Source organism: Massilia sp. IC2-278 (assembly GCF_020708045.1).
In the GTDB taxonomy this organism is placed as follows: domain Bacteria; phylum Pseudomonadota; class Gammaproteobacteria; order Burkholderiales; family Burkholderiaceae_D; genus Telluria.
Genome location: NZ_JAJFES010000004.1, coordinates 199,909 through 215,545, shown reverse-complemented (window position 1 = coordinate 215,545; position 15,637 = coordinate 199,909). Strand labels below are relative to the sequence as shown.

The 15,637-nt window shown below is 68.2% G+C and carries 10 protein-coding genes; 7 read left to right on the top strand and 3 right to left on the bottom strand.

Going from position 1 to position 15,637, the window contains the following annotated elements; all coding sequences use genetic code 11:
- The first annotated feature begins 16 nt into the window (after positions 1-16).
- On the top strand, positions 17-1,300 hold the full coding sequence (locus tag LK540_RS10835; RefSeq protein WP_229437307.1) for a PepSY domain-containing protein: 1,284 nt from the start codon (positions 17-19) through the stop codon (positions 1,298-1,300).
- 287 nt (positions 1,301-1,587) lie between these two features.
- On the opposite strand, the gene hemL is transcribed toward LK540_RS10835, so the two are convergent.
- Together hemL and LK540_RS10825 are read right to left on the bottom strand one after the other, a co-directional pair.
- Positions 1,588-2,883 (bottom strand): glutamate-1-semialdehyde 2,1-aminomutase, encoded by a 1,296-nt coding sequence (gene hemL / locus LK540_RS10830; RefSeq protein WP_229437306.1) that lies wholly within the window; start codon positions 2,881-2,883, stop codon positions 1,588-1,590.
- 18 nt (positions 2,884-2,901) lie between these two features.
- Positions 2,902-3,726, bottom strand: coding sequence for a hydroxymethylpyrimidine/phosphomethylpyrimidine kinase (locus LK540_RS10825; protein ID WP_229437305.1), 825 nt, complete (start codon positions 3,724-3,726; stop codon positions 2,902-2,904).
- A 95-nt stretch (positions 3,727-3,821) separates the two neighbouring features.
- On the opposite strand from LK540_RS10825, the gene LK540_RS10820 reads away from it, so the two are divergent.
- The 6 genes from LK540_RS10820 (at position 3,822) to LK540_RS10795 (ending at position 13,870) form a co-directional block, all read left to right on the top strand.
- A complete protein-coding gene (locus LK540_RS10820; protein ID WP_091876441.1) occupies positions 3,822-3,974 on the top strand; it encodes a rubredoxin in 153 nt (50 codons plus the stop codon).
- A gap of 224 nt (positions 3,975-4,198) precedes the next feature.
- Positions 4,199-4,594, top strand: a complete 396-nt coding sequence (locus tag LK540_RS10815) for a PleD family two-component system response regulator (RefSeq protein WP_229437304.1) — start codon at positions 4,199-4,201, stop codon at positions 4,592-4,594.
- Between the two features lie 22 nt (positions 4,595-4,616).
- On the top strand, positions 4,617-4,985 hold the full coding sequence (locus LK540_RS10810) for a response regulator transcription factor (protein WP_374041351.1): 369 nt from the start codon (positions 4,617-4,619) through the stop codon (positions 4,983-4,985).
- On the top strand, positions 4,985-5,551 hold the full coding sequence (locus LK540_RS10805) for a chemotaxis protein CheW (protein WP_229437303.1): 567 nt from the start codon (positions 4,985-4,987) through the stop codon (positions 5,549-5,551). The genes LK540_RS10810 and LK540_RS10805 overlap by 1 nt, the downstream gene beginning before the upstream one ends.
- A 91-nt stretch (positions 5,552-5,642) precedes the next feature.
- Positions 5,643-7,976, top strand: coding sequence for a methyl-accepting chemotaxis protein (locus tag LK540_RS10800; RefSeq protein WP_374041350.1), 2,334 nt, complete (start codon positions 5,643-5,645; stop codon positions 7,974-7,976).
- A gap of 14 nt (positions 7,977-7,990) precedes the next feature.
- Entirely contained in the window at positions 7,991-13,870 is a 5,880-nt protein-coding gene (locus LK540_RS10795) for an Hpt domain-containing protein (protein ID WP_229437301.1), read from the top strand.
- 123 nt (positions 13,871-13,993) lie between these two features.
- Here LK540_RS10795 and LK540_RS10790 read toward each other — a convergent pair whose 3' ends face one another.
- Positions 13,994-15,454 carry a deoxyribodipyrimidine photo-lyase gene (locus LK540_RS10790; protein WP_229437300.1) on the bottom strand — a complete coding sequence of 487 codons (1,461 nt, stop codon included), beginning with the start codon at positions 15,452-15,454 and terminating at the stop codon, positions 13,994-13,996.
- Positions 15,455-15,637: the final 183 nt, after the last annotated feature.

Here is a 15,637-nt window from a genome sequence, read left to right as displayed (position 1 = left end):
ACAGAGAGAGGCCGACATGCGCGCATCCTGGACCCTGGTCCACCGTTATCTCGGCCTGCTCACGGCCGCCTTCCTGTTCCTGAGCGGCGTCACCGGCGCCATCATCTCCTGGGACCACGAGCTCGACGACCTGCTCAACCCGCACCTGATGGAGGCGCACACCCCGGGCAAGCCCCAGGACGCGCTGCTGCTGGCGCAACAGGTCGAGGCGCGCTACCCGGACATCCGCGTCTCCTACATTCCGCTGCACGTGGAAGCAGGGGAGTCGCTGGCGCTGGGCGTGTCGCCGCGCTACGACGCGAAGACCGGCGAACTGACCCGGCCGGGCTTCAACCAGGTCTTCGTCGACCCGGTGACGGGCGCGGAGCTGGGCAAGCGCGAGTGGGGCGCGGTGTGGCCGATCACCAAGGAGACCTTCGTTTCCTTTCTCTACCGCCTGCACTACACGCTGCACATTCCCGAGATGTGGGGCATCGACCGCTGGGGCATCTGGCTGATGGGCGCGATCGCCATCGTCTGGATGGTGGACAGTTTTGTCGGCTTCTACCTCACCCTGCCGGTACGCAAGCGCCAGGCGGCGGTGGCGACGGCGGCCTTGCACAACAAGCTGGAGCCGAGCGGTAAATCCTGGTGGCAGCGCTGGCAGCCGGCCTGGAAGGTGCGCTGGAAGGGCGGTTCGTCGAAACTGAACTTCGACCTGCACCGCGCATTCAGCCTCTGGACCTGGGTGCTGCTGTTCATCCTGGCCTTCACCGCCTTTTCGCTGAACCTCTACCAGGAGATTTTCTATCCGGTGATGAGCAAGGTGTCGCAGGTGACGCCGACGCCTTTCGACACCCGCAGCATGGCCGACAAGCAGCACCTGATCGAACCGAAGGTGCCGATGGCCGAGGCGGTGAAAGGGGCGAATGTAGAAGGTGCGCGGCGCGGCTGGGAAGACCCGGTCGGCGGCATTTATTATTCGCAGGAGTACGGCATCTACATGGTCAGCTTCTTCCAGCCGGGCGGCGACCACGGCACCGGCGGCGTGGGGCCGGCGCTGCTGTACTACGACGGCGTGAACGGGGCGCTGCTGGGCGAGCGCCAGCCGTGGAAGGGCACGGCGGCGGACATTTTCGTGCAGGCCCAGTTCCCGCTGCACTCGGGCCGCATCCTCGGGCTGCCGGGGCGGATCCTGATTTCCTTCATGGGCGTGGTCGTGGCCATGCTGAGCGTGACCGGGGTGATCATCTGGTGGCGCAAGCGCGCGTCGCGCAGGGTGGTGGTGGCGCAGCGTAAAGAAGTGATGGCGCGGGCGTAAATCCTGGCGTTGCGGTATCCCGTACGGTGGGCACTCCGTGCCCACGCGGATGCGTGCGCCGCGCTGGCTGTCGAACGCGGCGATGAAAACATCAAACCCGACACGTTAGCGCGGATCATCCGCATACGTTTCGAATGGACGTGTGATGTGGTGCTAAGCGCGCCAACGTGATGCGCACTTCCGCGTGGGCACGTCATTGATGCCCCCGGCATCAATGACCCCACCGTACGGTTTGGCGCATCGACTTGGCGATGCGCCGCTGGCCTGGCAAGCGCCGGACCGAAAGCTTATGCCAGCTTCGCAAACACGCGGCGTGCCGCTTCCACCGTCTCGGCAATCACCGCATCATCATGCGCCGCCGAGACAAACCCCGCCTCGAACATCGCCGGCGCGAAGTACACGCCTTCCTCCAGCATGCCGTGGAAGAAGGCATTGAAGCGCGCCTTGTCGCCGGCCATCATCTGGCCATACGAGCTTGGCACGGTCTCGCTGAAGTACATGCCGAACATGCCGCCCACCGAGTCGCCGCAGAAAGCGATGCCCGCTTCCTTCGCCGCCGCCGTCAAGCCGGCCACCAGCTTCTCGCCGGTCGCGGTCAACTGTTCATAAAAGCCCGGTTCCTGGATCAGCTTCAGCGTGGTCATGCCCGCCGCCACCGCCACCGGATTGCCCGACAGCGTGCCGGCCTGGTACACCGGACCGATCGGCGCCATCTTCTGCATCAGTTCGGCCTTGCCGCCAAAGGCCGCCACCGGCAGGCCGCCGCCGATGACCTTGCCCAGCGCGGTCAGGTCCGGCACGATGCCGTACATCTCCTGCGCCCCGCCCAGGCCGACGCGGAAGCCGCACATCACCTCATCGAAGATCAGCACCGCGCCGTGTTCCGTGCACAGCTCGCGCATGCGGCCCAGGAATTCCGGCGTGGCGCGGATCAGGTTCATGTTGCCGGCCACCGGCTCGACGATCACGCAGGCGATCGTGTCGCCCATCGAGGCAAAGGCTTCTTCCAGCTGGGTGACGTTGTTGTAGTCGAGCACCAGAGTGTGCTTGACGAAATCTTCCGGCACGCCGGCCGAGGTCGGGTTGCCGAAGGTGAGCAGGCCCGAGCCGGCTTTCACCAGCAGCGAATCCGCGTGGCCGTGGTAGCAGCCCTCGAACTTGACGATCTTGTCGCGCCCGGTGGCGCCACGGGCCAGGCGCAGCGCGCTCATGGTCGCTTCCGTGCCGCTCGATACCAGGCGCACCTGCTCGATCGACGGCACCAGCTTGATGATCTCTTCGGCGATCTCGATCTCGCCTTCGGTCGGCGCGCCGAACGACAGGCCGTTGGCGGCGGCGTCCTGCACCGCCTTGATCACTTGCGGGTGGGCGTGGCCGACAATGGCCGGGCCCCAGGAACCGATGTAGTCGATGTAGCGCTTGCCGTCGGCGTCCCAGAAGTAGGGGCCTTCGGCGCGGGTGATGAAGCGCGGGGTGCCGCCGACCGAGCGGAAGGCGCGTACCGGCGAATTTACGCCGCCCGGGGTGCTTTGCTGGGCGCGTTCGAACAGGGTGTCGTTGCGGGAGGTGTGTTCAGTAGTCATCTTGGGAACCTTGTCTTCTTATTGCCGGCCCAGCACGAACTGGGTGCGGTGGAAACGATTGGGAACGAACTTGCCCATGCCGAAGCGGCGGGCATGGCGCAGGGCGCCGTAGGTGTACTCCTGGGCGGCGGCCAGGGCCTCGGGGGCATCCAGCCCCTGCGCCATCAGCGCCGCCAGCGCGCCCGACAGCGTGGTGCCGGCGCCGACGAAGGGCCCCGGCAAATGCTGCCAGTCGATGGTGGTGACCATGCCGTCGCGGTCGAACAGGGTGTTTGCGCGGTTGTGGCCGCTGCCCTGGGTGCAGGTGACCAGCACGTACTGGCAGCCGCGTCCGGTGAGTTCGGCGACGTCGGCTTCCAGCGTGCTCTCAATCCCCGGCTCGCGCCAGGATTCGGCCATGCGGCCGAGTTCGGATTGCGACAGCATCAGCACCGTGGCCTGGGGCGCCAGGATCTGGCGGATCGCGGCGACCGTGTCTTCGTCGGACATGCCGGCGTCCGGCAGCGAGGACAGGAAGGGATCGACGATCAGCGGCACGTCGGCGTAGTCGGAGACGATCTCGGCGATGGCGGCGGCCTGCTCGATGCTGGCGATCGCCCCGATCTTGACGGCGGCCACCGGCATGTCTTCGAGCACCACGCGCGCCTGGTCGGCCATCCAGCCGGTGTCGAGCTCGTGCATTTCTTCGACGCGCGCGCTGTCGGCCACCAGCAGGGCGGTGGGAACGGAGAGGGCGTGGCAGCCGTGGGCTGCGAAGGTGGCAAGGTCAGCCTGCACGCCAAGCGCGCCGACGGGATCCAGCACGCCAAAAGTGAGAATCAGCGGAGACGATTGGTTTTGCACGACGGGTAGATTAAGATACCTGATTCCCCATTTTACTAGATAGAAGGAACGACACCGTGAGTAACGAAACGACGGCGACCGCGTACCAGACCTGGATGTGCCTGATTTGCGGCTGGGTCTACGACGAAGAAGCGGGCGCGCCGGAAGATGGCATTGCGCCTGGGACACGCTGGGCCGATGTGCCGATGAACTGGACTTGCCCGGAATGCGGTGCAAGGAAAGACGACTTCGAGATGACGGCTATCTGATAACGGCCTGTGCCGTAGGGTGGGCGGCTGCGCCGTCCACGCCTCAATCCGTAGTAAATTCTATAACTCAGTTATCAAAACCACCCACACCGATAACTGATTTTCTAGCCCTTCCGGCAAGCTTTCCCTTCCCCGTTTTGCCCGTAGTTGACTCTGTGCAACACTTTGCGCACAAGCCTACAGCCCTATGCTATCGTTGCGTTCCATGCTGAAGTGAAACGAACATGACGACATCGCAGCACACCAAGCGCCCCACCATCATGGTGATCGACGATAGCAACACGATTCGCCGTTCCGCCGAGATCTTCCTGACCCAGGCCGGGTACGAGGTCGTGCTGGCCGAGGATGGCTTCGATGCGCTGGCCAAGATCAACGACCATCACCCGGCGCTGGTGTTCTGCGACATCCTCATGCCGCGCCTGGACGGCTACCAGACCTGCGCCCTGATCAAGAAGAGTGCGCGCTTCCATGCCACGCCGGTGGTCATGCTGTCGTCGAAGGATGGCCTGTTCGACCGTGCGCGCGGCGCGATGGTCGGTTCCAGCGCCTATCTCACCAAGCCATTTTCCAAAGAATCCCTGCTCGCGGCAGTCCGCGAGCATACGGCCCCAGCGGCCTGATTAACCGAGTACGGAGCCCACCGTGGCCATTCACAAGATCCTGATCGTCGACGATTCCCCGACCGAACGCTATTACCTGACCGATATCCTGGTAAAGAACGGCTTTTCCGTGTCCACCGCCGAAAACGGCGAAGACGCGCTGCTGAAGATCCGCGCCGACCGTCCCGAGCTGATCCTGATGGACGTGGTCATGCCGGGCGCGAACGGCTTCCAGGTCACCCGTTCGATCGCGCGCGACCCGGAACTGTCCGCCGTGCCGGTCATCATTTGCAGCAGCAAGAACCAGGAAACCGACCGCATCTGGGGCATGCGCCAGGGTGCGCAGGATTACCTGGTGAAGCCGGTCGATCCGGAACAGCTGCTGGCGCGCATCGCCGCCCTCGGCGCCTGATGGACGCCGCCATCGGCCTGGATGCGGCGCCGGCCGCCCCGTTCGCCTCCGCCAACGCGTCGGCCAACGCCCTGCGCCGCACCCGCCTGCGCGATTACCAGACGCAGCTGCTGGCGCGCGTGCAGGCGGCCCAGAGCGGCGCCGCCCAGGCCGTGCACCAGCTGGGCGTGTCGATCGGCGGCCAGCGCTATCTGCTGGAACTGACCGAGGCCGGCGAAATCGTGCCGCCGGTGGCGCTGGCGCGCGTGCCGCGCACCCAGCCCTGGTACCTGGGCCTGGCGAATATCCGCGGCAGCCTGCTCGGCGTGATCGACCTGGCGCGCTACCTCGACCCGAGCCACGGCGCCGCCGGCCCGGACGCGCGTTTCCTGTCGCTGTCGCCGCGCCTGGGGCTGAAGTGCGCGCTGCTGGTGACCCAGGTGCACGGCCTGCGCCGCGCCGACACCATGACGCCCGACACGGGAGGCAGCGCGATGCGCCTGCTCGACGCCGACGGCCAGGCCTGGACCCCGCTGTCGCTGGCCGCCCTGGTGCAGGAAGAACGCTTCCTGCAGGTCGGGCTGTAGGCGCCGGCCGGCGCCGGGCAGGAACACCGCAAGCATCACCTTAATCACAACAACAATCCACCCGCTGGACCAGGGAGCCGCAATGGGAATCATGTCGTTGAATTTTCTGTCGAAGGGCAAGACCGGAGACGAGACCGTGCTGTCGTCGCCGGATACCGAGTTTGGTGAAGGTTCCGGCGGCGCGCTGGCGCTGGCCGGCGCCGGCATCCTGGGCGCATCCGGTGCTGCTGCTGCTGCTGCGGCCCCGGCCGCCGAAACGGCTTCCGGCTCGGCCGGCGATGCCATGCGCCGCCTCGGCCACCTGGTACGCCCCGGCGCCGCCAGCGCCGACGACGAGGAAGAAAGCAACCTGAGCCTGCCCCTGATCGGCCACCTGTCGCTGCCGCGCCAGCTGCGCATCCTGCTGGTCGCCTTTGGCGGCGGCATCCTGCTGACCATCCTCGGGATGTGGCAGAACGCCAACGTGAATGCCCGCGTCGCCGCCCAGATCCAGGTCGCCAGCGAAATCCAGCTGCACTCGCAGCGCGTCGGCAAGGCCGCGCCGAATGCGCTGTCCGGCAACGCCGACTCGTTCAGCCAATTGGCCGAAAGCCGCAACGAAGTGAACCGCGACCTGCGCCTGCTGAGCGGGGGCGGCAGCGTCGGCAACGTCACCGTGCCGGGCGCCGGCGGACGCCAGGGCGCGCTGCTGGGCCGGGTGCGCGCCACCTGGACCGCCTCCGAGCTCGGCGCCGCCAACATCCTGCAGATGAAGGGCGCGCTGATCGGCTTCGATAAAAGCGTGAAACAGCTCGACGCGCTGGCCACCGAGATGCTGGTGCTGACCGAAGACCTGATGGCCCAGAACGTGGAGCGCGGCGCCAGCGCGCGCGAGCTGGCCGCCATCGGCCGCATGATGATGCTGACCCAGCGCCTGGCGCGCGGCGCCAGCAGCTTCTTCGCCATCGGCGTGCCGCGCGACGACGCGGCGGTGCGCATCGGCGCCGACAGCGCCGCCTTCGAGCACGCCCTGCAAACCCTGCTGAGCGGCGCGGCGGCCCAGCGCAACGACGACCTGCGCGACAAGCTGCGCCAGATCCAGGTGCGTTTCGAAGCCTTCCGCAAGGACTTCACGCCCTTCCTCGACAACCCGGTGGCGTACTCGAAGGCGCGCGCCGCGGCCCGCACCATCCACCGCGACAACGAGGAAATGAAGAAGCAGGTCGCCGCGCTGGAAGCGAACTACCGCTCGCAGCAGTCCTCGTCGAATCCGTGGTTCTGGCTGCTGGTGGCGGCCTCGGTGTTCACCCTGGCCACGGCGTTCTCGATCAGCCGCGTCATGCTGCAGGACTCGCGCAACCGCACCCGCGGCGCCGAAAACCGCCGCCGCGAAGCCGAGGCCAGCCGCCAGCTGGCCCAGGCCAAGGAAGAAGAAGCCAAGGCCACCAACGACCAGAACCAGGCCGCGATCCTGCGCCTGATGAACGAACTGCAGGACGTGGCGAACGGCGACCTGACCGTGCACGCCACCGTCTCGGAAGACATCACCGGCGCGATCGCCGACTCGGTCAACTTCACGGTCGAGGAACTGCGCGGCCTGGTGCAGCGCGTGACCGGCACCGCCGAGCAGGTGACCCAGGCCTCGAACGAAGCCCAGGACGTGTCCACCGAACTGCTGGGCGCCACCGAGGCGCAGTCGCGCGAGATCGAGGACGCATCCTCGACCGTCCTGCGCATGGCGAACGAGATCACCGACGTGTCGAAGTCGGCCAACGAATCGGCCGACGTGGCGCGCCAGTCGGTGGCGGCGGCGGAGCAGGGCTCGGCGGCGGTGCAGAATGCGATCATCGGCATGAACGAGATCCGCGAGCAGATCCAGGAAACCTCGAAGCGCATCAAGCGCCTGGGCGAATCCTCGCAGGAGATCGGCGAGATCACCGAGCTGATTTCCGACATTACCGAGCAGACCAACGTGCTGGCGCTGAACGCGGCGATCCAGGCGGCGTCGGCCGGCGAAGCGGGACGCGGCTTCTCGGTGGTGGCGGAAGAGGTGCAGCGCCTGGCGGAACGCTCGGGCGAAGCGGCCAAGCAGATCGGCGCCCTGGTGCGCACCATCCAGACCGATACCCACGACGCCGTGGCGGCAATGGAAAAATCGACCCAGGGCGTGGTCGAGGGGGCGCGCCTGTCGGATGCGGCCGGCGCCGCACTGGCCGACATCTCGCGCGTCTCGAACCGCCTGGCCGAACTGATCCAGGGTATCTCGTTCGCCACCGGCTTGCAGGCGACGTCCGCGAACGGCGTGGCGCACAATATGCAGCACATCCTGTCGGTGACCGAGCACACCCAGGCCGGCACGCGCCAGACCGCACAATCGATCCGCCAGCTGGCAGCGCTGGCGCAGGAACTGAAAAACTCGGTGTCGCGCTTCCGCGTGGCCCAATAATGTAGCCAACGAACATGACTTCATCCCTGCCAGCGAGCACCTTCGATACCGGCCCGTTGTCCTGGGTGATCGGCGAAATCCGGGACGCCCTCGAGCGCTCGGGCAGCGCGCTGAACGACGCCGCGGCGCGTTCGCCCGAGGCGCGGCCGACCCTGCTGCTGCATGCGAAGACCCACCTGCACCAGGCCCACGGCGCGCTGCAGATGGTCGACGTGGAAGGCGTGGAGCTGCTGACCGCCGCCGCCGAGCGCGCCATCGACGGCTTCAAGGACCGCTCGCTCGACTGCACGCCGGAGAACACGAAGACCGTGCGCGACGCTTATGGCGCGATCGGCGAATACCTGGAAGAGCTGGTGGCCGGCGCCGCGCCGCAGCCTGTACGCCTGTTCCCGTATTACCGCGCGCTGCAGGAATTGCTGGGCGCGGAGCGGGTGCATCCGTCGGACCTGCTGGTGGTGGACATGTCAGTCACGCTGGACCTGCCGCCATCGAATGACGTTGGCGCTCCAGACTACGCAGGCTGCCGCGCGCGCTTCGAAAAGTCGCTGCTGCCTTATTTGAAGAGTACCGATCCCCGGCATGCGCAGGCCCTGGCCGATGCCATCGCGCCGCTGGCCGCCAGCGGCGACGATCGTGCGCGCACCTTCTGGACGGCGCTGCACGCCTTTGCCGCACTGGCCGGCAGCGGCGCCTTGCCCGCCGACCTGTACGTGAAGCAGCTGTTCGGCCAGGTCAATCTGCAGCTGCGCCGCCTGTCGCAAGGGCAGGCCAGCCTGCCGGATGCGCTGCTGCGCGATGCACTGTTCTTCATTGCCGCCGTTCCCGGGGATGAGGACGAGGTGGGCGAGGTGGCCGCATTGCGCCGCGCCTTCGGCCTGGACGGCGCCGTGCCCGCCAACTATGCCGAGCGCCGCTACGGCAAGGTCGACCCGGCCGCGCTGAAGGAAGCCAAGGAAGCGCTGGCGCGTTCGAAGTCCGACTGGGACCAGCTGGCGGTGCACGCCGACGGCACGCGCGAGGCCGACTTCAACGCCGCCCTGGCCACCCTGGCCGGCGCCAGCGACAAGCTCGGCGCCCCGGCGCTGGCCCAGCTGCTGCGCGAACTCGGCCAGGCCGCCAGCGATTCGATCGCCTCCGGCCGCAGCGACCAGTTCGGGCTGGAGATGGCGGCGGCCATGCTGTTCGTCGAGCATGGCCTGGACCAGGTGCGCCAGCTGCCCGAGGACTTCGGGCAGCACGCCGAAGTGGTCGGCCAGCGCCTGCTGGCCCTGGCTGCCGGCGCCACGCCGCCGGACGCGCCGCAATGGCAAAGCGAACTGGCCGGCCGCATCCAGCAGGGCCAGACCGTGGCCGTGCTGGCCGGCGAGATCAAGAGCGGGCTGCGCCAGGTCGAGAAGCTGCTCGACGAATACTACGACCAGCCGCAGCTCAAGCGCGGCGCGCTGGAACAGGCCGCGCCGCTGCTGCATCAGATCGAGGGCGCCCTGCGCATCCTCGACCAGGACGAGGCCGCGCGCGCCGCGGTCCACGTGCGCGACGCCGTGCGCGACCTGGGGCAGGGCGATGGCGACGTTGCCGCCCAGGCCGCGCCGCTGCACAACATCGCCCGGAATATCGGCGCGCTCGGCTTCTTCACCGACATGCTGGCCCAGAACAGCGCCAGCGCCAGGAGCCGCTTTGCCTTCGATGCCGACGCGGGACTGCTGCGCGAACTGACCATCGAGCAGGCGCAGGCGCATGCGCAGGAGAATGGGCAACATGCCGCACCGGCCGCGGAGCTGTCCGCGGCACCGGCAGCCGAACCGGCGCCAGCGCCAGCAGCGCAGGCCGCGCAGCCGGACGCCATCGACGCCGAGCTGCTCGAGATCTTCGTCACCGAAGCCGGCGAGGTGCTGGACACGGTGGACGGCACGCTGCCCCAGCTGCACGCCAATCCGGCGGCCCAGGATGCGCTGACCATCGTGCGCCGCGCCTTCCATACGCTCAAGGGCAGCGCGCGCATGGTCGGCCTGGACGAATTCGCCGCCACCGCCGCCGCGCTCGAACGCGTAATGAACGTCTGGCTGGCCGACGGCCGCGCCGCCACGCCGGACCTGCTGGCGCTGGCCGCGCATGCGCACGCGCAGCTGCTGCCCTGGGTGGCCGAGCTGGCCCGCGGCGGCCAGTCGGCGCGCAGCGGCGCCGGCCTGGTTGCGGCGGCCGAGCGGGTGCAGGCCGGCGGCGCCTTCGTGGCGGACGAGGTGCAGGACGAGGCGACGGCGGCCGAAGCCGTTCCGGCGGCACAGGAAGAAGCGGGCGCGCAGGCGCCGGCCCTGGAAGAGCCGGCGGAAATGCAGCAAGTGCCCGCGCCGGAACAGGAGGCGCCCGCCGTCGAGCCCGAGCCGGCCGATGCTGCAGCCGAACCGGAGCCGCCAGTCGAGCCAGATGAGGAGCTGCAAGCCGCGTTGGAAGCCGAACCGGAAACTGAAGCTGAACCTGAACCGGAAACCGAAGCCGAACCCGCGCCGGAAACCGACTCCGAAGCCGAGCAGGAAGCGGAGCAGCCCGAGCCCCAGCCGGCCCCGACGAACGTGTTCGCACTGCCGGCCGCCACCCGGCCGTTGCCGGCGCAGGACGACAGCGTACGCTGCGTGGGCGCGCTGGAAATCCCGCTGGCGCTGTACAACATCTATGTCGCCGAAACCGACGAGCTGCTGCGCACGCTCGAGCGCGACTTCGGCGAATGGCGCCACGAGCCGGGCCGCGGGGTCACGCCCGATGCCCTGAAAGCCGTGCACACGCTGGCCGGCACCTCGGCCACGGTCGGCTTCGGCGCCCTGCACGACCTGGCCCAGGCCCTGGAAGCCACGCTCGAACACCTGGGCGAACCGGCGCCGCTGCTGGAGGCCGCGCAGCACGACGTGCTCGACGCCGTCCTGGCGCGCGTGCGCGCGATGCTGCAGGCCTTTGCGCGCGGCGAGCTTGCCCCTGGCCAGCCGGAACTGCTGGAAGCACTGGCGGCGCTGCGCGCCCGCTTCACGGCGCAGCAGGCCGACGACCTGTACGGCGACGTGCCGCAAGACCTGGCGCAGGACCTGGCACAAGACCCGCCGCACGACCCGCAGCAGGACCTGGACCAGCGACTCGACGCCCTGTTCGCCGCCACCTACGACAGCCTGATGGCCGACCCGCCGCCGGAGATGGTATCGAGCGCGGCGCCCGCGCCGGCCGCCAGCCCCGCTGGCGCCGCCGCGACCGACGACATCGACGCGCTCTTCGGTTTCGATATCGACGATCTGTTCGACAGCCCGGCGCCGGCCGCCCCGGTGGACGAAGCGGCCACCGAAGCGGCCACCGAACCGGCCACCGAACCGGCCACTGAGCCGGCCGCCGAATCGCTCAGCGACACCGAAGCGCTGGCCGCGGCCGAAGCCGATTTCGCCGACAGCATCGAGCTGGCTGAACCCGAGCCGATCGAACTGCCGATCGATCTCGACATCGCCGCGCCGGAGGACGTGCATGCTGAGCCCGAGCCGGAACCGGTAGCCGAAACTGCCGAAACACCGGACGCCGCCGATAACCTGGCCGTGCCGGAACTCGAAGCCGTGGCGCTGCCGGTCACCCTGGACGCCTCCATCGCCGCCCCCCTGGCCGGCGAGCCCGTCCTGCACGACGAACTCGACCCCGACCTGCTGCCGGTCTTCCTGGAAGAAGCGGCCGACCTGCTGCCGCAGATCGGCAACGGCCTGCGCCAGTGGCAGCAGGACCCAAGCGACACGGCGCCGGCGCAAGGCCTGCTGCGCACCCTGCACACGGTCAAGGGCAGCGCGCGCATGGCCGGCGCGATGCGCATCGGCCAGCACACCCACGAACTGGAAACCCAGATCGAGAACATGGTCCACGCCGGGACCACGGCGCCCGGCGCCTTCGATGAACTGATGGCCAGCTACGACCAGGCGCTGGTGCTGTTCGAGCAGCTGGTCAAGCCGGCCGCGCTCGAGGCCGAGGGCAGCGAGGCCGGCGCGTCCCAGCCTGCCGCCGTGGCCGACGCTCCGATCCTGCCATCCTTGCCGGCCGCCGCGGCCGACACCCAGGGCGAGGCGCGTACGCCGCTGGTGCGCGTGCGCGCCGACATCCTCGACCGCCTGGTGACCCAGGCCGGCGAAGTCTCGATCACGCGCTCGCGCCTGGAAAACCAGATGGGCGTGCTGAAGACCGCGCTGAACGATTTCTCCGACAACCTGGGGCGCCTGCGCCGCCAGCTGCGCGAAGTCGAGATGCAGGCCGAATCGCAGATCGCCTCGCGCATGTCGATCGCCGGCGAGCGCGAATTCGACCCGCTCGAGTTCGACCGTTTCACCCGCCTGCAGGAACTCACGCGCATGATGGCCGAGAGCGTGAACGACGTCGCTTCGTTCCAGGAATCGCTGGCGCGCAGCGTCGACGGCGCCAACGAGGAACTGGCCGCGCAGTCGCGCATGACGCGCGATTTGCAGCGCGACCTGATGCGGGTGCGCATGGTGCCGTTTGCCAGCCTGTCGGAGCGCCTGTTCCGCGTAGCGCGCCAGACCGCCAAGGAAACCGACAAGCGCGTGAACCTGGACATCCGCGGCGGCGGCGTGGAAATCGACCGCAGCGTGCTGGAACAGATGGCCGCGCCTTTCGAACACCTGCTGCGCAACGCCATCGTGCACGGCATCGAGCCGCGCGCCGCGCGCACGCAGGCCGGCAAGAACGAGACCGGCGAGGTGCTGGTGCAGGTCAGCCAGCAGGGCAACGAAGTCGTGCTGCAGTTCTCCGACGATGGCGCCGGCCTCGACCTGGAACGCATCCGCGCCAAGGCGCGCGCGCAAGGGCTGGCCGAGCCGGACGCCGAACTGTCGGACAAGGACGCCGCGGAGCTGATCTTCGCGCCGGGCTTCTCGACCGCCGACACCCTGACCGAGCTGGCAGGACGCGGCGTCGGCATGGATGTGGTGCGCTCGGAAGCCCAGGCCCTGGGCGGGCGCGTGGTGATTGCCTCGGATGCGGGGCAGGGCACGCGCTTCACCATCCACCTGCCGCTGACCCTGGCCGTCACCCAGGTGGTGCTGGTGGCCAGCGCCGGCAAGACCTATGCGCTGCCCTCGACCCTGGTCGAGCAGGTGCTGCCGGTACGCGAACCCGACCTGCAGGCCGCCGCGGCGGCCGGCGTGCTGGAGGTGCAGGGCCTGGTGCTGCCTTTCCATTACCTGCCGGCGCTGCTGGGCGAAGGCGAGACTTTTGAGCCCGGCATGCGTTCGCGCCCGGTGATGCTGTTGCACAGCGGCGGCGAGCGCATCGCGCTGCAGGTCGACGAGGTACTGGGCAACCGCGAGGTGGTGATCAAGAATTTGGGGCCGCAACTGGCGCGCGTGCCGGGCATCGCCGGCGCCACGGTGCTGGGCTCGGGCGACATCGTGCTGATCCTGAACCCGCTGGCCCTGGGCCGCAACGCCGGCACCGCCGCGCCGATGGTCGACGTGCCGCTGCACCCGGTACCGGCGGTGCACAAGCCGACGGTGATGGTGGTCGACGATTCGCTGACCGTGCGCCGCGTGACCCAGCGCCTGCTGGAACGCGAAGGCTACCGCGTGGCCCTGGCCAAGGACGGCGTCGACGCGCTCGAGCAGTTGCCCGGGGTGCGGCCCGACCTGATGCTGGTCGATATCGAGATGCCGCGCATGGACGGCTTCGACCTGGTGCGCCACGTGCGCGGCGATGCGGCCACCCAGGCCATCCCGGTCATCATGATCACCTCGCGCACGGCGGACAAGCACCGCAACTACGCGATGGGATTGGGGGTGAATGCCTACTTCGGCAAGCCGTTCCAGGAGCCGGTTTTATTGGGGGCGATTGCGGGCTTGTTGGGTGGGGAGATGCCGCCTGCGGATTGATGCGGCGGTTCGACATGCATGTGTTGTAACCGCGTGCGCACAAGTGCCTACGCGGCCCGGCCCACCCTACGACGGCGGGGTTTCGTAGGGTGGGCTCTCGAGCCCACGCGGTTCAACCGCCGATCAATCGATAAGCTGCGCGGCTGCCTTCACCACAGCAAATCGTTCGAGCGTCCGCTCCCGCGCCTCATCATGCTTCACCACCCGCTCGGGATAATCCCTCCCGAGCACCACCCCGCACGCCGCCAGTTCATCCGCCGGCACCAGCCACGGCGCATGCACGTCGCGCGCATCGAGTTTCGCCAGCTGCGGCAGATACTGCCGGATGAACTCCCCGCGCGCATCGAACTTCTCCGATTGCCGCACCGGATTGAAGATCCTGAACCACGGCTGCGCGTCGCACCCCGTGGATGCCGCCCACTGCCAGCCGCCGACGTTCGACGCCATGTCGTAGTCGTTGAGCTTCAGCGCAAAGTAGCGCTCGCCCCAGCGCCAGTCGATCCCCAGGTCCTTGACCAGGAAGCTGGCCGTCACCATGCGCAGGCGGTTGTGCATGAAGCCGGTGCGGTTCAGCTGCAGCATGGCCGCATCGACCAGCGGATACCCGGTGCGTCCCTCGCACCAGGCCGCGAACAGCGCGTCCGCCTCCGGCCCCGCTTCCCACGCCACCGCATCGAAGGCCGGCTTGAACGAACGCTCGGGCAGGTGCGGATGGTGCGACAGGATCATCGCGTAGAAATCGCGCCACACCAGTTCCGACAGCCACACCGGTGCGCCGCCGCCGCCGGCCCCCATCGCCATCATTTGCTGCAGGGTGCGCACCAGGTGGCGCACCGAGGTGGTGCCGAAGCGCAGGTGGATCGACAGCTGCGAGGTTCCGGCCTGCGCCGGGAAGTCGCGCGCCGTGCCGTAGGCGGCCAGGCGCGGCAGGAAGCCTTCGAACAGTGCTGTGGCGCCCGACATGCCGGCCGGGGCGGGCAGGGGGCCGTCGTCGAAGCCGAGTTCGGCCAGGCTCGGGATGTGCGATTCCCCAGGCGGCGCCAAGGCGGCCGCATGCGGTTCGATCATCCACGGCGCCACCGCTGCCGGCTCGGCCGCCAGTCGCTTGAGCCAGGCATTCTTGTACGGCGTGAACACGCCATATACCTTGCCGGTTTGCGTCAAGACTTCGCTACGCTCGAATACCACTTGGTCCTTGAAACCCAGCAGTTGGCGCCCGTCAGCGGCCAGCGCCTCGGCGACGACGGCATCGCGTTCGACCGCGCCTGGTTCGTAGTCGGCATTCGCATACACCGCTTCCGCCCCGAGTTCGGCCGCCAGCGCGGGAATGACCGCGCGTGCCGGGCCCTGCTTCACGATGAGTCCACCGCCAAGGCGGCGCAGCTCGGCGTCCAGCTCGAGCAGGCTGGCGTGGATGAAACGCACGCGGCGATCGTCGCGCGGCAGGCTGGCCAGGATGTCGGTATCGAAGACGAATACGCAGTAGACGGCGCTGGAAGCGCGCAATGCATGGTGCAATGCTGCATGGTCGAAAGCGCGCAGGTCGCGCCGGAACCAGACCAGGGACTTGCTTATTGGAATCATTGTGTGTTCAGTCAACGCGTCATAGAAGGCGACGCGCTATTTTACTGGCTTGTATCCTTCCGCTTGTATCCTTCGTTACGGCCGCTGTGTCGGCATGCCTGCCGCGCGCAAACCACGCTGCCGGGTGGCCGCCCGGCGTTTCAGTGTAAACTAATGAAAAACCCAATGTTGTAGTCTGGATAC